The 18,532-nt window shown below is 69.6% G+C and carries 18 protein-coding genes; 17 read left to right on the forward strand and 1 reads right to left on the reverse strand.

Annotated elements, in window-relative coordinates:
* Window positions 1-33: 33 nt before the first annotated feature.
* From ACEN9V_RS00890 to prmC, 8 genes are all read left to right on the forward strand, one after another.
* Window positions 34-795: an LmeA family phospholipid-binding protein gene (locus ACEN9V_RS00890; RefSeq protein ID WP_413601771.1), complete on the forward strand. Its 762-nt coding sequence runs from the start codon at window positions 34-36 to the stop codon at window positions 793-795.
* Window positions 796-888: 93 nt separating this feature from the next.
* Window positions 889-2,313, forward strand: coding sequence for a diaminopimelate decarboxylase (lysA, locus tag ACEN9V_RS00895; RefSeq protein ID WP_413601772.1), 1,425 nt, complete (start codon window positions 889-891; stop codon window positions 2,311-2,313).
* Between the two features lie 29 nt (window positions 2,314-2,342).
* Window positions 2,343-3,650 (forward strand): homoserine dehydrogenase, encoded by a 1,308-nt coding sequence (locus tag ACEN9V_RS00900; protein ID WP_402728885.1) that lies wholly within the window; start codon window positions 2,343-2,345, stop codon window positions 3,648-3,650.
* Window positions 3,651-3,720: 70 nt separating this feature from the next.
* The gene (thrC, locus tag ACEN9V_RS00905) at window positions 3,721-4,800 is read left to right on the forward strand and encodes a threonine synthase (RefSeq protein ID WP_413601773.1); all 1,080 of its coding nucleotides are present in this window, start codon (window positions 3,721-3,723) and stop codon (window positions 4,798-4,800) included.
* Between the two features lie 74 nt (window positions 4,801-4,874).
* Window positions 4,875-5,789 (forward strand): homoserine kinase, encoded by a 915-nt coding sequence (gene thrB, locus ACEN9V_RS00910; RefSeq protein WP_413603021.1) that lies wholly within the window; start codon window positions 4,875-4,877, stop codon window positions 5,787-5,789.
* 182 nt (window positions 5,790-5,971) lie between these two features.
* Window positions 5,972-8,185 carry a transcription termination factor Rho gene (rho, locus tag ACEN9V_RS00915; RefSeq protein ID WP_413601774.1) on the forward strand — a complete coding sequence of 738 codons (2,214 nt, stop codon included), beginning with the start codon at window positions 5,972-5,974 and terminating at the stop codon, window positions 8,183-8,185.
* Window positions 8,186-8,188: 3 nt separating this feature from the next.
* Window positions 8,189-9,268 carry a peptide chain release factor 1 gene (gene prfA / locus ACEN9V_RS00920; RefSeq protein ID WP_281264754.1) on the forward strand — a complete coding sequence of 360 codons (1,080 nt, stop codon included), beginning with the start codon at window positions 8,189-8,191 and terminating at the stop codon, window positions 9,266-9,268.
* A gap of 16 nt (window positions 9,269-9,284) precedes the next feature.
* Window positions 9,285-10,157, forward strand: a complete 873-nt coding sequence (gene prmC / locus ACEN9V_RS00925; protein WP_413603022.1) for a peptide chain release factor N(5)-glutamine methyltransferase — start codon at window positions 9,285-9,287, stop codon at window positions 10,155-10,157.
* Here the strand turns inward: prmC and ACEN9V_RS00930 are convergent.
* Complete coding sequence (locus tag ACEN9V_RS00930) at window positions 10,154-10,816, reverse strand: HAD-IA family hydrolase (RefSeq protein ID WP_413601775.1); 663 nt, start codon at window positions 10,814-10,816, stop codon at window positions 10,154-10,156. The two genes, prmC and ACEN9V_RS00930, sit on opposite strands and share 4 nt — an antisense overlap.
* Before the next feature lie 37 nt (window positions 10,817-10,853).
* On the opposite strand from ACEN9V_RS00930, the gene ACEN9V_RS00935 reads away from it, so the two are divergent.
* The 9 genes from ACEN9V_RS00935 (at window position 10,854) to ACEN9V_RS00975 (ending at window position 18,506) form a co-directional block, all read left to right on the forward strand.
* Window positions 10,854-11,528: an L-threonylcarbamoyladenylate synthase gene (locus tag ACEN9V_RS00935; protein ID WP_281264752.1), complete on the forward strand. Its 675-nt coding sequence runs from the start codon at window positions 10,854-10,856 to the stop codon at window positions 11,526-11,528.
* Window positions 11,525-12,757 (forward strand): MraY family glycosyltransferase, encoded by a 1,233-nt coding sequence (locus tag ACEN9V_RS00940; protein ID WP_281264751.1) that lies wholly within the window; start codon window positions 11,525-11,527, stop codon window positions 12,755-12,757. Before ACEN9V_RS00935 ends, ACEN9V_RS00940 begins: the two co-directional genes overlap by 4 nt.
* Window positions 12,754-13,230, forward strand: a complete 477-nt coding sequence (locus ACEN9V_RS00945; RefSeq protein WP_402728881.1) for a hypothetical protein — start codon at window positions 12,754-12,756, stop codon at window positions 13,228-13,230. Before ACEN9V_RS00940 ends, ACEN9V_RS00945 begins: the two co-directional genes overlap by 4 nt.
* Before the next feature lie 105 nt (window positions 13,231-13,335).
* Entirely contained in the window at window positions 13,336-14,196 is an 861-nt protein-coding gene (gene atpB / locus ACEN9V_RS00950) for a F0F1 ATP synthase subunit A (protein ID WP_402728880.1), read from the forward strand.
* Window positions 14,197-14,257: 61 nt separating this feature from the next.
* Complete coding sequence (gene atpE, locus ACEN9V_RS00955; protein WP_027465781.1) at window positions 14,258-14,494, forward strand: ATP synthase F0 subunit C; 237 nt, start codon at window positions 14,258-14,260, stop codon at window positions 14,492-14,494.
* Between the two features lie 9 nt (window positions 14,495-14,503).
* On the forward strand, window positions 14,504-15,070 hold the full coding sequence (locus ACEN9V_RS00960) for a F0F1 ATP synthase subunit B (RefSeq protein ID WP_281264748.1): 567 nt from the start codon (window positions 14,504-14,506) through the stop codon (window positions 15,068-15,070).
* Between the two features lie 2 nt (window positions 15,071-15,072).
* Window positions 15,073-15,867, forward strand: coding sequence for a F0F1 ATP synthase subunit delta (locus tag ACEN9V_RS00965; RefSeq protein ID WP_281264747.1), 795 nt, complete (start codon window positions 15,073-15,075; stop codon window positions 15,865-15,867).
* 107 nt (window positions 15,868-15,974) lie between these two features.
* Entirely contained in the window at window positions 15,975-17,603 is a 1,629-nt protein-coding gene (gene atpA / locus ACEN9V_RS00970) for a F0F1 ATP synthase subunit alpha (RefSeq protein WP_413601776.1), read from the forward strand.
* The gene (locus tag ACEN9V_RS00975; RefSeq protein ID WP_281264745.1) at window positions 17,604-18,506 is read left to right on the forward strand and encodes a F0F1 ATP synthase subunit gamma; all 903 of its coding nucleotides are present in this window, start codon (window positions 17,604-17,606) and stop codon (window positions 18,504-18,506) included.
* The last annotated feature ends 26 nt before the right edge of the window (window positions 18,507-18,532 follow it).

The following is an 18,532-nucleotide window of genomic DNA, read 5'->3' on the forward strand; positions in this document are numbered from 1 at the left end:
GGGCTGCCGGGGGACGCTGGCAAGGTGGGACGCATGTCCACCGCAACCGACACCCCGAAGCGGCGCCGCCGCGGCCGCACCCTGACGATCGTCGTGATCGGCATCGTGGTCGTGCTCGCCGCGCTCGTCGTCATCGCCGAGTTCGTGCTCCGCGGCGTCGTGGACCGGATGATCGCGCAGCAGGTGGAGCAGTCCCTGCCCGCCGGGACCGAGGGGACGGTCGACGCCCACGCGAACGGCGTCCTCATCCCGCAGCTGATCGGCGGCTCCCTCGACGAGGTCGAGATCTCGTCGAGGAAGATCACCGTCGACGGCGTCCCGCTCGCCGCCGACGTCACGGCGCACGACGTGCCGATCGACGCTGCCGGTGCCGTGCACGACGTGGACGGCACCGTGACGCTCGCGGCGTCGAGCGTGAAGGACCTGTCGAAGTACAGCCCGCTGTTCGACCGGATGTCGCTCGTCGACGGCGGCGTGCAGCTGTCCGGCACGACCGCGGTGCTCGGGTACGACATCTCGTACGAGGCCCGCGGTTCCGTCGTCGCCCAGAGCGACGGCAAGGGCATCACGATCACCCCGAAGACGGTCAGGATCACGAACTCGGCACTCGACCTCAAGGTGGACGACATCCCCGGGGTGACGAACACGCCCGTGTCGGTGTGCACGGCGCAGTTCCTCCCCGAGTCGCTGCGGGTCCGGTCGCTCGACGTGACGGCGGCGCACGCGACGGTGCGCGTCACGGCGGACGAGCTCCCGCTGAGCGAGCAGGGCCTCCAGACCACAGGAACGTGCTGACAGTTCCACAGCGGTTTCGTCCACAGTGGGTTTTGTCCACAGCGGCGTAACGCAGGCCGGGAGGGCCGTCCCGGCTCGGTAGGATCGGGTCCCGTGAGCGAGAACCCACTTGCCCCGCCGCGGCTGCGGTTCCCGACGGACGCCTCCGCGCTGACCGCGCGGATCTGGCCCGCCTCCGCGACCAGGACGGACGACGGCTCGCTCGCGGTCGGCGGCGTGTCCGCCGACGACCTGGTGGCCGAGTACGGCACGCCCCTCTACGTGGTCGACCAGCGTGACGTGCAGTCCCGCGCGGTCCGGGTGCGCGACGCCTTCGCCGAGGCGTTCGGTCGCATCGGCACGACGGCGCACGTCTACTACGCGGGCAAGGCGTTCCTCACGACCCAGGTCGCCGCGTGGATGGCCGAGGCAGACCTCCGCGTCGACGTGTGCACCGGGGGAGAGCTCGCGGTCGCCCTGGCCGGCGGTGTCGACCCCGGTCGGCTCGGGTTCCACGGCAACGACAAGTCCGATGCCGAGATCGCCCGCGCGGTGCAGGTGGGTGTCGGGACGATCGTGCTCGACAGCCACGAAGAAGTGCAGCGGGTCGCCGACGCCGCGGCCGCCGCCGGAGTCGTCCAGCGTGTCCGCATCCGGATCAACAGCGGGGTGCACGCCTCGACGCACGAGTACCTCGCGACCGCTCGGGAAGACCAGAAGTTCGGCATCCCGTTGACCGAGGCGGTCGCCGCCGCGGAGACGATCCGATCCCTGCCGTCCCTGGCGTTCGTCGGGCTGCACTCGCACATCGGTTCGCAGATCTTCGACGAGTCCGGTTTCCGTGAAGCCGCTCGTCGTCTGATGGACGTGCACGCGACGCTCGTGCAGTCCGGTCCGGTGCCGGAGCTCAACCTCGGCGGCGGGTGGGGCATCGACTACACCGAGGCGGACTCGGCGTTCGAACCGGAGGACGTGGCGGACGCCCTCGCGACGATCGTGGCGGATGCCTGCGCCGAGCGCGGCATCCCCGTGCCGGAGGTCGCCGTGGAGCCCGGGCGGTACATCGTCGGGCCGGCGGGGCTCACGCTCTACCGTGTCGGCACGATCAAGCCCGTGACGCTCGAGACCTCCGACGGGCACGACCAGGCGACGCGCACCTACGTGTCGGTGGACGGCGGCATGAGCGACAACGCGCGCCCCGCCCTGTACGGCGCCGAGTACACCGCGCGCCTCGCCCGCACCTCCGACGCCGATGCGGTGCTGACCCGCGTCGTCGGCAAGCACTGCGAGAGCGGGGACATCGTCGTCCACGACGAGTACCTCCCCGGGGACGTCCACCGCGGCGACCTGCTGGCGGTCGCGGCGACCGGTGCCTACTGCTGGAGCCTCGCGAGCAACTACAACCACGTCGGTCGCCCGCCGGTCGTGGCGGTCGCCGACGGCCGAGCCCGTATCCTCGTCCGTGGTGAGACGGTCGACGACCTCCTCGCCCGCGACACCGGGGTGTCGCCCGCGGCCGCAGCCGGTGCCGCGCGGTGAGCCCCCGAGATCCCGGAGACACGCACCACATGATCGAATACCGCAACGTCCGCGTCGCGCTGCTCGGAGCCGGCTCGGTCGGCTCGCAGGTCGCGCGACTCCTCCTCGAGCACGGCGACGAGCTCGCCTCGCGCGCCGGCGCCGGCCTGGAGCTCGTCGGCATCGCCGTCCGTGACGTCGACGCCCAGCGCGACGTCGACCTCCCGCGGGAGCTCTTCACCACGGACGCCGGCTCGCTGATCCTCGGCGCGGACATCGTCGTCGAGCTCATCGGCGGCATCGAGCCGGCACGCACCCTCGTGCTGCAGGCGCTGCAGTCCGGTGCCGACGTGGTGACGGGCAACAAGGCGCTCCTCGCGACGCACGGTCCCGAGCTCTTCGCCGCGGCGGAGCAGGTCGGCGCGCAGCTCTACTACGAGGCCGCCGTCGCCGGGGCGATCCCGATCATCCGCCCGTTGCACGACTCGCTCGCGGGGGACCGCATCGAGCGGATCATGGGCATCGTCAACGGCACCACGAACTTCATCCTCGACCTGATGGACCGCGAAGGCGCCACGTTCGAGGACGCCCTCGCGACCGCGACGGAGCTCGGGTACGCCGAGGCCGACCCGACCGCCGACATCGAGGGCTACGACGCCGCGCAGAAGGCCGCGATCCTGGCGTCGCTCGCGTTCCACACCTCGGTGCCGCTCGCCGCCGTGCACCGCGAGGGCATCACCTCGGTGACCATCGAGCAGGTCCGTGCCGCGCGCAAGGCCGGCTACGTCGTGAAGATCCTCGCGACGTGCGAACGCCTGACGGACGAGAACGGTCGTGAAGGCGTCAGCGCCCGCGTGTACCCAGCGCTCGTCCCGGACACCCACCCGCTCGCGAGCGTCCACGGCGCGAAGAACGCCGTCTTCGTCGAGGCAGAAGCCGCCGGCGACCTGATGTTCTACGGCGCGGGTGCCGGTGGTGTCGAGACTGCATCCGCGGTCCTCGGCGACCTGGTGTCCGCTGCTCGTCGGCACGTGATCGGCGGCCCCGGTGTCGCCGAGTCGACGCAGTCCGCGCTGCCTGTCTTCCCGATCGGCACCGTCCGGACGAGCTACCAGATCACCCTGCACGTGACGGACGCCCCCGGCGTGCTGTCGACCGTCGCGGGCGTGCTCGCGAAGCACGGCGTCAGCGTCGAGACGGTCGAGCAGTCCAGCGCGCACGGTGAGGGCGGCACCGCCACCCTCGTGATCGGCACGCACGAAGCACGCGAGTCCGACCTCGCCGACACCGTCGCAGCCCTCCGTGGCGAGGCGACCGTGACCGACGTCGCCAGCGTGCTCCGCGTCGTCGGCGCCTGAGCAGCACCGTCCCGACCAGCACCGTCCCCGTTCCACCAGCCCCGAAGCACCAGACAGAGAGAGAACCCTGATGGCCCACCAGTGGCAGGGAGTCCTGCGCGAGTACGCCGACCGTCTCGACGTGACCGAGGCGACGCCCGTCATCACGCTGGGGGAGGGCGGCACGCCGCTCATCCCGGCGCGTCGGCTGTCTGAGCGCACCGGCGCGGACGTCTACGTGAAGTTCGAGGGCATGAACCCGACGGGCTCGTTCAAGGACCGCGGCATGACGATGGCGATCTCGAAGGCCGTCGAGCACGGCGCGAAGGCCGTCATCTGTGCATCGACCGGCAACACGAGCGCCTCGGCCGCCGCGTACGCGACGCACGCCGGCATCACCGCCGCCGTGCTCGTCCCCGAGGGCAAGATCGCGATGGGCAAGCTCAGCCAGGCCGTCGCACACGACGCCCAGCTGCTGCAGGTCCAGGGCAACTTCGACGACTGCCTCGACATCGCGCGCGACCTCGCCGCCAACTACCCGGTGCACCTCGTCAACTCCGTGAACAACGACCGCATCGAGGGGCAGAAGACCGCCGCGTTCGAGGTCGTCGACGTCCTCGGCGACGCGCCGGACTTCCACTTCCTGCCGGTCGGGAACGCCGGCAACTACACGGCGTACTCCCGCGGCTACCGCGAGGACGTCGCCGCCGGTCGTTCGACCAAGATGCCGCGCATGTTCGGCTTCCAGGCTGCCGGCTCGGCGCCGATCGTCAACGGCGCGGTCGTCGAGCACCCCGAGACGGTCGCGTCGGCGATCCGCATCGGGAACCCCGCTTCGTGGAAGTACGCCCTCGAAGCGCGTGAGGAGACGGACGGCTACTTCGGTGCGATCACCGACGCCGGCATCCTCGCCGCACACCGCATCCTGTCGGCCGAGGTCGGCGTCTTCGTCGAACCAGCATCGGCCATCGGTGTCGCTGGGCTCCTCGAGCGCGCCGACGCCGGGCAGATCCCGAAGGGCGCGACGGTCGTCATCACGGTGACGGGCCACGGCCTGAAGGACCCGCAGTGGGCCCTCCGCACCGAGGACGGCAGCGACGTGACGCCGACGAGCGTCCCGGTCGACACCGCGGCGGTCGCGGACGTGCTCGGACTGGCCGGCGCGCAGTGAGCACCGACCGCTCGTCCGGGCCGGACGGGGGCGTCACCGCCCGCAACGCTGTACCGGCCGGACGGGCGGTCCGCGTGCGGGTGCCGGCGACCTCCGCCAACCTCGGGCCGGGGTTCGACTCGCTCGGCCTCGCGCTGTCCCTGTACGACGAGGTCGAGGTCCGTGTGCGGCCGGAGCCGGGTGCGACCGTCACGGTCGACGGTGTCGGTGCTGGCGAGGTCGCGACCGACGACACGAACCTCGTGGTCCGTGCGATCCGGCGTGGTCTCGAGCACGCGGGCGTCGAGCAGCCGGGGCTCGAGCTGCACGCGGTGAACGCGATCCCGCACGGCCGCGGCATGGGGTCCTCCGCCGCCGCGATCGTCGCCGGGCTGATGGCGGCCAGGGGACTGCTCGAGGGCGTCGTCGACCTGGACGCGTCGACCCTGCTGACCCTCGCGACGGAGATGGAGGGGCACCCGGACAACGTCGCGCCGGCACTCTTCGGCGGGCTCACCATCGCGTGGATGACCGCAGAGGGCCCCGCGTACAAGCGACTCCTGGTGCACCGTGGCGTCTCGCCGGTGGTCTTCGTACCGACCTCGACGTTGTCGACCAAGCTCGCGCGGTCCCTGCAGCCGGCCAGCGTGCCGCACGCCGACGCCGCGTTCAACGTGTCCCGCTCGGCACTCCTCGTCGCGGCGCTCATCCAGAGCCCGGAGCTCCTGCTCGCTGCGACCGAGGACCGGCTCCACCAGACGTACCGGGCGAGCGCGATGCCGGAGACCGACGTCCTCATCCGGCTGCTCCGGCAGCACGGGCTCGCCGCCGTGGTGTCCGGTGCCGGGCCGAGCCTGCTGGTGCTCGGAAGCGATCCCGCGCAGCGTCTCACCGCCGCCGGGCTGGTGGAACGACACGCCGAATCCACCTGGCGCCCGCTCATGCTGGCCGTCGATCTGGGTGGTGCTACAGTAGTGCCGCACCCGGCGGTCCACGAAGAACGCCCCTAGCGCGGCTCGACAGTCAGCAGGGAATCTCCGACCCCAGGTGTGATCTCCCTCAGATCACCGATTCCCGGCCCGTCGTCTGAACGGCGGCCGATGCACTGCGCTTGCCCACCCGTGCAAGTGCGCTCCGTGCGGGAGTCGGTGAAAAATCTCCGCGCTCTGCGGTTCGGAAGGAACACAGGAACTTGACCGACGTGAACAACTCTGCCGACACGGTGGAGATCCCCAGCGACCTGCGCGCACTGCGCCTGCCCGAGCTGCAGCGCATCGCGTCCTCCCTCGGCATCACGGGACTCTCGAAGCTCCGCAAGGGCGACCTCATCGCCGCCATCGAGGACAAGCGTCCCGCCGAGGCGACGACGCCAGACACCACGGCCCCCGCGGCTGCCGCCCAGACGCCCGAGCAGCCCACCCTGCCCGAGGTCGAGGCACCTGCCGCCGAGGCCCCCGCCGCCGAGGCGACCACGACCGAGGCACCCTCGCGTGCTCGTCGCTCGCGCCGCGCCACCTCCGGCGGCAACGTGACCACCGCGCCGACCACGGCAGCGGAGCACACCAACCACGGTCAGACCGGTACCGAGGACCTCCTCGCCGGGCTCGACCAGGTCCGTGCCGAGAAGGACGCAGCCGAAGCCGGCCAGAACGGTGGCCAGCCCGCAGGCCAGAACGGTGGCCAGCGTCGTCGTCGTGGGCAGAAGCCCGCCGAGCAGGCTCCGACCAGCGCTGCCGAGGCACCCGACGCCGAGCCGTCGACCGACGCGGTCGACGACCAGTCGAACCAGAACGACCAGAACGACCAGAACGACCAGCAGAGCGACCAGAACGGCGAGCACGAGGGCGGTCAGCGCCGCGGTCGTCGCAGCCGTGGCCGTGGTCGTGGCCGTGGGCAGAACGCCGACACCGCCGACCAGCAGGGCCAGCAGGCGCAGGACGACCAGAACGGTCGCCAGCAGAACGGCAAGCAGGACGCCGACAAGGGCGACCAGCAGAAGCAGGGCGACCAGCAGAAGCAGGGTCAGAACCAGGGCGACCAGCAGAAGCAGCAGCAGCAGCAGAAGCAGGGCCAGAACCAGCAGGGCCAGCAGAAGCAGAACCAGGGCCAGAGCAGCCAGAACCAGCGCGACGAGCAGCAGCGTCACAACGACGAGGCCGAGAGCGGCCGCAGCCGTCGCCAGCGTGACCGCAAGCGCGGCCGTGGTGGCCAGAACGACGACTTCGAGCCGGAGATCACCGAGGACGACGTCCTGATCCCGGTCGCCGGCATCCTCGACGTGCTCGACAACTACGCGTTCGTGCGGACGACCGGGTACCTCCCGGGCCCGAGCGACGTGTACGTCTCCCTCGGCCAGGTCAAGAAGTACCACCTGCGCAAGGGCGACGCGGTCGTCGGCGCGATCAAGCAGCCGCGCGACAACGAGCAGCAGAGCCGCCAGAAGTACAACGCCCTGGTGAAGATCGACACGATCAACGGCCAGTCCGCCGACGACGCCGCGAACCGCGTCGACTTCCAGGACCTCACCCCGCTGTACCCGAACGAGCGCCTGCGCCTCGAGACCGAGCCGGCGAAGCTGTCGACCCGGATCATCGACCTCGTCGCCCCGATCGGCAAGGGCCAGCGCGGCCTGATCGTCTCGCCGCCCAAGGCCGGCAAGACCGTCGTGCTGCAGGCCATCGCGAACGCGATCTCGAAGAACAACCCCGAGGCGCACCTGATGGTCGTCCTCGTGGACGAGCGGCCCGAAGAGGTCACCGACATGCAGCGCACGGTGAAGGGCGAGGTCATCGCCTCGACCTTCGACCGCCCGGCCGAGGACCACACCACGGTCGCCGAGCTCGCCATCGAGCGTGCGAAGCGCCTGGTCGAGCTCGGTCACGACGTCGTCGTGCTCCTCGACTCGATCACCCGACTCGGCCGCGCATACAACCTCTCCACGCCGGCCTCCGGTCGCGTGCTGTCGGGTGGCGTCGACTCGTCCGCGCTGTACCCGCCGAAGCGCTTCTTCGGCGCAGCGCGCAACATCGAGAACGGCGGCTCGCTCACCATCCTCGCCACGGCGCTCGTCGAGACCGGGTCGAAGATGGACGAGGTGATCTTCGAGGAGTTCAAGGGCACCGGCAACATGGAGCTCCGCCTGAACCGTCACCTGGCGGACAAGCGGATCTTCCCGGCCGTGGACGTCAACGCGTCCGGCACCCGTCGCGAGGAGCAGCTGCTCTCCGCCGACGAGGTCAAGATCACGTGGCGACTGCGTCGTGCCCTCGCCGGGCTCGACCCGCAGCAGGCGCTCGAGATCGTGCTGCGGAACCTCAAGGAGACGCAGTCCAACGTCGAGTTCCTCGTCCAGGTGCAGAAGTCGGTCCCGGCGACCGGCAACGGTCACCACGGCCACCAGGAGTAACCGGTGTTCGAGTCGGTAGCAGGGCTGCTGGCGGAACACGAGGACCTGACGCAGCAGCTGTCGGACCCCGCGCTCCACGCCGATCCGGCCCGGGCGAAGAAGGTCAACCGCCGCTTCGCCGAACTGAACCAGATCAAGTCCGCGTACGAGGCCTGGACGGCGGCGGGGGACGACCTCGCCGCCGCCCGGGAGCTCGCGCGCGAGGACCCGGCGTTCGCCGAAGAGGTCCCCGCGCTCGAGGAGCAGCTCGCGGAGCGCCAGGAGCGTCTCCGCCGGCTGCTCGTCCCGCGTGACCCCGACGACGGTCGCGACGTCATCATGGAGATCAAGGGCGGCGAGGGCGGCGAGGAATCGGCGCTCTTCGCGGCCGACCTCCTGCGCATGTACTCGCACTACGCCGAGTCCAAGGGCTGGAAGATCGAGCTCCTCGAGCGCACCGAGAGCGATCTCGGCGGCTACAAGGACGTCCAGGTCGCGATCAAGTCGAACTCGTCCGACCCCGCACAGGGTGTCTGGGCGCACCTGAAGTACGAGGGTGGCGTGCACCGCGTCCAGCGTGTGCCGGCGACCGAGTCCCAGGGGCGCATCCACACCTCGACGACGGGCGTGCTCGTCTTCCCCGAGGTGGACGAGCCCGAAGAGGTCGAGATCAACCAGAACGACCTGAAGATCGACGTGTACCGGTCCTCGGGCCCCGGCGGTCAGTCGGTCAACACCACGGACTCCGCGGTCCGCATCACCCACCTGCCCACGGGCATCACGGTCGCGATGCAGAACGAGAAGTCCCAGTTGCAGAACCGAGAGGCCGGAATGCGCGTCCTGCGCGCCCGCATCCTCGCGAAGCAGCAGGAGGAGCTCGACGCGATCGCGTCGGACGCCCGTCGTTCGCAGATCCGCGGCATGGACCGGTCCGAGCGCATCCGCACGTACAACTTCCCGGAGAACCGCATCGCGGACCACCGCACCGGGTACAAGGCGTACGACCTGGACCGCGTGATGAACGGTGCGCTCGAGCCCGTCATCGAGTCCGCCATCCGTGCGGACGAAGAAGCACGCCTGGCTGCCGTCGGCGACCAGAGCTGAACTGGAGGCTCGGCTCCTGTCCGGCACGCACGGTACGTTCACAGCGGATCGCCTCCTCGACGAGGCGACCGCTGCGCTCGTCGCGCACGGTGTCCCGACACCGCGCGTGGACGCGGAACTCCTGCTCGCGTGGGCGACCGACACCTCGCGCGGTGCCGTCCAGGCGCGTGCGATGACGAGCGGGGCGATCGCGGAGGAGCACGTCGAACGGTTCCGTCAGGCCGTCGCGCGACGCATGACCCGTGAGCCGCTCCAGCACATCACCGGCGAGGCGCACTTCCGCGCGCTGACCCTGGCCGTCGGTCCAGGGGTGTTCGTCCCGCGGCCCGAGACCGAGGGCGTCGTGCAGTTCGGCATCGACGCGCTCCGGGCGACGGCGGTGCCGGAGCCGATCGCCGTGGACCTGGGGTCGGGCAGCGGCGCCATCGCGATCGCCATGGACACCGAGGTGCCGAACGCCCTCGTCTACGCCGTCGAGCGCTCTGCCGAGGCCCTGCCGTGGACCCGTCGCAACGTCGAGCGGTACGGCGGCACGGTCCGGCTCGTCGAGGGCGACCTCGCCGACGCGTTCCCGGAGCTCGACGGGACCGTCTCGGTCGTCGTGTCGAACCCGCCGTACGTCCCCGACGACGCGATCCCGGTGGACCCGGAGGTCCGTGACCACGACCCGGCGCTCGCGCTGTACGGCGGACCGGACGGTCTCGATGCCGTCCGGGCCCTCGCCGAGACCGCCTGGCGCCTGCTCGTCCCCGGTGGCGCGCTCGTCATCGAGCACGCCGAGCCGCAGGGCGCAGCCGTGCGGGACGTCCTGGCGCGCCTGGGGTTCCGATCCCCGGAGACGCACCAGGACCTGACGGGCCGCGACCGCACGACCACCGCGACCCGCTAGGCGGAGGTGAGCCGAGCCTCCAGGCTGTCGTTCCGGGACGCGACGAAGTCCCGGACCGCGTTCCGCAGGTCGGTGTCGTGCTCCACGAGCACCGCGGAGATGCCGACGCTCCTGGCGCCCTCGATGTTCTCGGGCATGTCGTCGGCGAAGAAGGTGTCCTCCGCCCGCGCGCCGTGGTGTGCGAGCGCACGGCGGAAGACCTCGGGGTCGGGCTTCCTGGCACCGAAGTTGCTCGACGTGTCGAGGTGCTCGCCGAACAGCGGCGGCAGTGACGGTGCCCATCGGTGGATCCAGCGGCCGGCGAGCGGACCGTTGTTGGTGAGGAGCGCGACACGCCCGTGTTCGCTGGCGATGCGGACCGCCTCGATGCGCTGCGGGAGCTCGGTCATCGCGGAACCGCGGATCCGCGCCCACTCCGTCTCGGGGACGTCGCACTCCATCGCGGCCGCGAACGCGGCGAGGTACGCGTCGCCGTCCGGGAAGTGTCCGGCCTCGGCACGGGACTCGTTGCCGGACAGCCACCACCGGCGACGGAGCTCGTCGAGCTCGTGCCCGGTGAGGTCGGTCAACCCGGCCATCCGGGTCTTCCAGTCGTAGCGGACGAGGACGTCGTCCATGTCGAAGAGGAACAGGAGTCGGGGCGCTGGCGTCTCGTTCACGATGTCCTCCATTGTGTCGCACTATCATCGTCGAGTCATGGCATCCCGATACGACTGCACCGACCCCGACGGACTCCTGACCGGGATGCGGCTCGCACGTGCCGCACTCGGCCGGGGAGAACTCGTCGTCGTCCCCACCGACACCGTCTACGGCCTCGCCGCCGACGCCTTCGACGCGGCCGCCGTCCAGCGGCTGCTCGACGCGAAGGGGCGGACCCGGCAGTCGCCGCCGCCGGTCCTCATCCCCGGTCCGCCGACGCTCGACGCGCTCGCGAGCGAGGTCCCGCAGCAGGTGCGCGACCTGGTCGCCGAGTTCTGGCCGGGCGGGCTGACCGTGATCCTGCACGCGCAGCCCTCGCTGGACTGGGACCTGGGGGAGACCCGCGGCACGGTCGCGCTCCGCATGCCCGACTCCCGGATCGCACTCGAGCTCCTGCAAGAGGTCGGCCCGCTCGCGGTGTCGTCGGCGAACTCGACCGGTGATCCTGCCGCGATGACGATCGACGCCGCCGAGTCGATGCTCGGCGACAGCGTGTCCGTCTACCTCGACGGTGGTTCCCTCGAACCGCACGACGGGTTCGAGGCGTCGACCGGGTCGACGATCGTCGACGCCACCGGGCTCTCCACCGGTGGCGGGCTGCGCATCGTGCGGCACGGCGTGATCCCGGACTCGGAGATCGAACGGGTCGTCGGGGCCGACCTCGTCACGTGAAGTACTACCTGCTCGCGGGGCTCATCTCCGCGGTCGTGAGCTTCCTGGTCAGCTGGCTGGTCTGGAAGCTCGGCCTGAAGTACAAGTGGTACCCGAAGGTCCGCGAACGCGACGTGCACCGCACCCCGACGCCGCGGCTCGGCGGGATCGCGATGTTCATCGGCGTGATGGTGTCGCTGCTGTGTGCGTGGTTCCTGTTCCCCGAGATCGCGGGCGTCGACTACTTCCGCCTGGTGTTCGCCGAACCCGGGCGCGTGCTGGCGGTGCTCGCCGGGGCGACGATCATCGTGGTGCTCGGTGTCGCCGACGACATCTGGGACCTCGACTGGATGACGAAGCTCGCCGGCCAGATCATCGCCGCGGGGATCCTGGCGTGGCAGGGCGTCGCGATCGTGTCGCTGCCGATCGGCAACACGCTCGGCGTCGGCTCGTCCTACATGAGCCTGATCTTCACGGTGCTCGCCGTCGTGCTGGTGATGAACGCCGTCAACTTCATCGACGGGCTCGACGGGCTCGTCGCCGGCGTCGCGATCATCGCCGGCGGGGTGTTCTTCCTCTACACGTTCTTCATCAACCGCGTGGTCGTGCAGACCGAGTTCTTCTTCAACCTGCCGTCGCTGCTGACGGCGGTCCTCGTCGGCGCGTGCTTCGGGTTCCTCATCCTGAACTGGCATCCGGCGAAGCTCTTCATGGGGGACGCCGGCGCGCTGCTCGTGGGCTTCCTGATGGCGACGAGCGCCGTGTCGATCACGGGCAACATCGACCCGGCCGCCGTGCGCACCCGCACCGACCTGCTGCCGGCGTTCATCCCGATCCTGCTGCCGTTCGCGATCCTCATCGTGCCGATCCTCGACTTCGGGCTCGCCGTCGTCCGGCGACTGAGCGCGGGGAAGTCGCCCTTCTCGGCGGACCGGAAGCACCTGCACCACCGGCTGCTCGACATGGGCCACTCGCACTTCCACGCCGTGCTGATCTTCTACGCGTGGACGGCGACCGTCGCGATCGGCTGCCTGCTGTTCCTGTTCCTGCAGTGGTGGTGGGTCGTGGCCTTCGTCGCGGTCGGGTTCACGATCTGCGCGATCGCGACGTTCGCCCCGCTCGGCCGGAAGCGTGCCGAGATCGCCGCCCAGAGCCGAGCAGGAACGGGAGCGGCCGTCGATGCCCGGCTCGACCCGCTCGACCGCGCCGCAGCCACCCGCGACATCCCGACTCCAGGAGACCCCTCGTGACCACGCCGAACGGCCTCGACCACGTCAGCCCGCTCTTCCGCCGCATCCTCGTGCAGGGGGCCGTGCTCGCGGTCGCCCTCGCCGTCGTCGGGGGAGTCGTCGGCTTCTTCGTCGCCGGGACGCCGGGGTTGGTCGGGGGATTGATCGGCGCGGTGATGAGCGTCGTGTTCTGCGGGCTCACGGCGGTGAGCGTCCTGCTGGCGATCCGGTTCTCCCGCGGACAGATGATCTCCGGCGCCTTCTTCGGCACGATCATGGGGATGTTCCTCGTGAAGTTCGTGCTCTTCATCGTGGTGCTCGTGCTGCTGAAGGACCGGGACTGGGTGAACACGCCCGTGCTCGCGATCGCGATCATCGTCGGCGTCATCGGGTCGCTCGTGATCGACGTGACGGTCATCGCCAAGGGACGTGTGCCGATCGACGTGCCCCTGCCCGGCTCTGCGGATGCTGAGAAGGACGACCCGGGCGTCTGAGAGCCCGGGAAGGCTCTGACACCTGATAGGGTTTGAGGAGTCCGCGCCCGGAGCCATGCTCGGAGCGGACGAGCCTCCACACAGTCCACCATCGCGTGCCATGACGTGCGCGCGCCGACACAGGAGACAGCGCTGCTATCCCACGCTCTTCCCCTGTCCCTCACCGCTGCGGCCAACACCGTTGCGGCGGGGAGCAGTAAGGCCGCCGAGTTCCATGGTCCGTCGATCAACGAGTTCTTCCCCGACCCGATCTTCTTCGCGGGGACGCCGTTCGAGATCGACCGGATCGTCATCATCCGCTTCATCGCGGTCGCAGTGCTGCTCGTCTTCGCGTTCGCGGGGACCCGGGCGCTCAAGCTGATCCCCAACCGCGGTCAGGCGTTCATCGAGTACGGCTTCGACGTCGTCCGCCGGAACACCTTCGACAACCTCGGTGAGAAGGACGGCAAGCGGTTCCTCCCGCTCCTGGCGACCATCTTCTTCGGCGTCCTGTTCATGAACCTGACGGGGCTCATCCCGTTCATGAACATCGCCGGCACGAGCCGCATCGCGATGCCGCTGATCCTCGCGATCGTCGCGTACGTGGCCTTCATCTACGCCGGTCTCCGCAAGCACCCGGGCACGTTCCTCCGGAACTCGCTCTTCCCGCCCGGTGTCCCGTGGTACCTGTACATCATCGTGACGCCGATCGAGCTGGTCTCGACCTTCGTCCTCCGCCCGGTCACCCTGACCCTGCGACTGCTGATGAACATGGTGGTCGGCCACCTGCTCCTGGTGCTGTTCTTCTCGGCCACCTGGTTCTTCTTCTTCGACTCGCACAGCCTGCTGGCGTTCTTCGGGATCGGCACGCTCGCGTTCGGCATCGCCTTCAGCTTCTTCGAGATCCTCGTCGCGCTGCTGCAGGCCTACGTCTTCATGCTCCTCACCGCCGTCTACATCCAGCTGGCGCTGGCAGACGAGCACTGATTCCTCACTGACCCCCTACGGGGCCGGCAACCGTCGGGCCCGCACCTCGAAAGGAAAACACGTGGACGCAACGACCGTTCTCGCGGAGATCAACGGCAACATCGCGACGGTTGGCTACGGCCTCGCTGCGATCGGCCCGGCCATCGGCGTCGGCATCGTCGTCGGCAAGACGATCGAGTCCGTCGCTCGCCAGCCCGAGCTCCAGGGCCGACTGACGACCCTCATGTACATCGGTATCGCCTTCACCGAGGCCCTGGCCTTCATCGGTATCGCCACGTACTTCATCTTCACCAACTAAGGTTCCTCGATGCAGAACGCACTCATCATCGCGGCGGAGGAGACCCACAATCCGCTGATCCCGCCGGTGTACGACATCGTGTGGTCTGCGGTGGCCTTCGTCATCATCTTCCTGGTGTTCTGGCGTGTCGTCACGCCGCGCATCACGAAGATGCTCGATGAGCGCACCGAGGCCATCGAAGGCGGCATCAAGAAGGCCGAGGCCGCTCAGGAGCAGGCTGCTGCTGCGCTCGAGGAGTACAACAAGCAGCTCGCCGACGCCCGTGCCGAGGCCTCCCGCATCCGCGAGCAGGCCCGTGCCGACGCCACGGCGATCGGCAACGAGGTCCGCGAGCAGGCTGCTGCCGACGCCGCGCGCATCACGTCGAACGCCCAGGCGCAGATCGAGGCAGAGCGCCAGAGCGCGCTCCAGTCGCTCCGCACCGAGGTCGGCTCGCTCGCACTCGACCTCGCGTCTGGTGTCATCGGCGAGTCCCTCAAGGACGACGCCAAGGCCACCGCGGTCGTCGACCGCTTCCTCGCCGACCTCGAGTCGTCGAAGGACGCGCAGGCGTCGCAGGCAGAGACGGAGCGCTGAGCATGCGGAGCGCCACTCGTTCAGCACTCTCGTCGACGCAGGCGGTCCTCGCCGAACTCGGCGGGAGCGCCGACCTGGCGACCGGTGCTGAGATCCTCGCCGCCGGGCGAGTGGTCGCCGGTTCTTCGCAGCTCCTCACGCTGCTCGCGGACCCCACGGCGGACGTCGTCGGCAAGAAGGCGGTCATCGACCGCGTCTTCGCCGGGCAGGCGACCACCACGCGGGCTGTCCTGACGGCGGTCGCCGGGGCGCGCTGGTCCTCGCAGCAGGACCTGCTCGCCGGCATCGAGGACGCGGGCATCCGCGCCGTCGCGGCCACCGCTGGACCCGGGACCTCGATCGAGGCGGAGCTCTTCGCCTTCGAGACCGCCGTCCGGTCCGACGCGGGCCTCGAGCTCGCGCTCGGCACGAAGCTCGGCAGCCCCGCTGAGAAGAGCGCGCTCGTCGAGCGGCTCATCGGCGGCAAGTCGTCGGCGCAGACGGTGACGATCCTGTCGGCACTCGTCCAGCAGCCCCGTGGCCGCCGGATCGGTGAACTGGTCCGCGATGCCTCGCGCATCGTCGCCGACCAGGCCGAGAAGGTCGTGGCGACGGTCATCACCGCGACGGCGCTGTCGGAAGCACAGGCGGCTCGTGTCGCCCGTGGGCTGTCGGCGCGCTACGGCAAGGACATCATCGTCAACCACGTCGTCGACCCCAAGGTCGTCGGCGGGGTCAGGGTGCAGGTCGGCGGCGACGTCATCGACGGCACCGTGTCCACGCGCCTCGCCGACCTCCGGCTCCAGCTCGCGGGCTGAGCGTACGGTCGTACCCGACACCCCAAGTCCACAACGGGAACTGTCCTGACCGGACAGCATCACCCTCTCGGAGCCGAAGGGCCCCGGAAACCAACAAGGAAAATCCCATGGCAGACATCACCATCAGCCCCGATGAGATCCGTGATGCCCTGAAGGACTTCGTCTCGAACTACGAGCCGACGAAGGCCTCCACGGCCGAGGTCGGGCACGTCACCGACGCCGGTGACGGCATCGCCCACGTCGAAGGCCTCCCCGGCGTCATGGCCAACGAGCTCATCCGTTTCGAGGACGGCACGCTCGGCCTGGCCCAGAACCTGGACGAGGACGAGATCGGCGCCATCGTGCTCGGCGAGTTCGCCGGCGTCGAGGAGGGCCAGGAGGTCACCCGCACCGGCGAGGTCCTCTCCGTCCCCGTCGGCGACGCCTTCCTCGGTCGCGTCGTCGACCCGCTCGGCGCCCCGATCGACGGCCTCGGCGAGATCGCGGCGGAGGGCCGTCGTGCCCTCGAGCTGCAGGCTCCCGGCGTCATGGCCCGCAAGTCGGTCCACGAGCCGCTGCAGACCGGCATCAAGGCGATCGACGCGATGATCCCCGTCGGCCGTGGCCAGCGTCAGCTGATCATCGGCGACCGCCAGACCGGCAAGACGGCGATCGCGATCGACACGATCATCAACCAGAAGGCCAACTGGGAGTCCGGCGACGAGGACAAGCAGGTCCGCTGCATCTACGTCGCGATCGGTCAGAAGGGCTCGACGATCGCCTCCGTGAAGGGTGCGCTCGAGGACGCCGGCGCGATGGAGTACACCACCATCGTCGCCGCCCCGGCATCCGACCCGGCCGGCTTCAAGTACCTCGCCCCGTACACCGGCTCGGCCATCGGCCAGCACTGGATGTACCAGGGCAAGCACGTCCTCATCATCTTCGACGACCTGTCGAAGCAGGCAGAGGCCTACCGTGCCGTGTCGCTCCTCCTGCGTCGTCCGCCGGGACGCGAGGCCTACCCGGGTGACGTCTTCTACCTGCACTCCCGTCTGCTGGAGCGTTGCGCGAAGCTGTCCGACGAGCTCGGCGCAGGCTCGATGACGGGTCTCCCGATCATCGAGACCAAGGCGAACGACGTCTCGGCGTACATCCCGACCAACGTCATCTCGATCACCGACGGCCAGATCTTCCTGCAGTCGGACCTCTTCAACGCGAACCAGCGTCCGGCCGTCGACGTGGGCATCTCGGTGTCGCGCGTCGGTGGTGACGCCCAGGTGAAGTCGATCAAGAAGGTCTCCGGCACGCTGAAGCTCGAGCTGGCGCAGTACCGCTCGCTCGAGGCGTTCGCGATGTTCGCGTCCGACCTCGACCAGGCCTCGCGTCGTCAGCTGGACCGCGGCGCCCGTCTCACCGAGCTCCTCAAGCAGCCGCAGTACTCGCCGTACCCGGTCGAGGAGCAGGTCGTCTCGATCTGGGCCGGCACGAACGGCAAGCTCGACACGGTCCCCGTGCCGGACGTGCTCCGCTTCGAGTCCGAGCTGCTCGACCACCTGCGTCGCAACTCCGACGTCCTCACGACGCTGCGCGAGACCAACCAGCTCAGCGACGAGACGGTCGCCGAGATGTCGAAGCAGATCGACGAGTTCTCGAAGAGCTTCCAGACGAGCGACGGCAAGACGCTCGGGTCCGAGCAGTTCGACGCCGCCGACGCCGAGGACGTGGACCAGGAGCAGATCGTCAAGGGTCGTCGCTAGATGGCAGCGCAGGTCCGGGTCTACCGACAGCGAATCAAGTCGGCGAAGACCACGAAGAAGGTCACTCGCGCGATGGAGCTGATCTCGGCGTCGCGGATCCAGAAGGCACAGGCCCGCATGGCCGCGTCCGGCCCGTACTCGCGGGCCGTGACGCGGGCGGTGTCGGCCGTGGCGACGTTCTCGAACGTCGACCACGTGCTGACCACCGAGCCGGAGTCGTCGACGCGTGCGGCCGTGGTGCTGTTCACCTCGGACCGTGGCCTCAACGGTGCGTTCAGCACGAACGTCCTCAAGCAGGGCGAGGAGCTCGCCTCCCTGCTCCGCAGCGAGGGCAAGGACGTCGTGTACTACCTGGTCGGGCGCAAGTCCGTCGGGTACTTCGCGTTCCGTGAGCGCCCATCCGAGCAGCAGTGGGTCGGCAACACCGACCAGCCCGAGTTCTCGACGGCGAAGGAGATCGGCGACGCGGTCGTGTCGAAGTTCCTCCAGGACACGGCAGAGGGCGGCGTGGACGAGATCCACATCGTGTTCAACCGCTTCCTCAGCCTCGCGACCCAGGAGCCGCAGGTCGTTCGCCTGCTCCCGCTCGAGGTCGTCGAGGGTGTCGAGGAGCCGACGGACAACGAGCCGCTCCCGCTGTACGAGTTCGAGCCGGACGCCGATGCGGTGCTCGACTCGCTGCTCCCGGTCTACATCGAGAGCCGCATCTTCAACGCCATGCTCCAGTCGGCTGCCTCCGAGCACGCCGCCCGGCAGAAGGCGATGAAGGCGGCCAGTGACAACGCCGACTCGCTGATCCGTGACTTCACCCGTCTCGCGAACAACGCACGCCAGGCCGAGATCACCCAGCAGATCTCCGAGATCGTCGGCGGCGCCGACGCCCTCTCGTCGAAGAAGAAGTAGTCCGCGTCGTTCGCGGACAGATACCC

Source organism: Curtobacterium sp. Curtsp57 (genome assembly GCF_047324335.1).
Taxonomy (GTDB): Bacteria; Actinomycetota; Actinomycetes; order Actinomycetales; family Microbacteriaceae; genus Curtobacterium.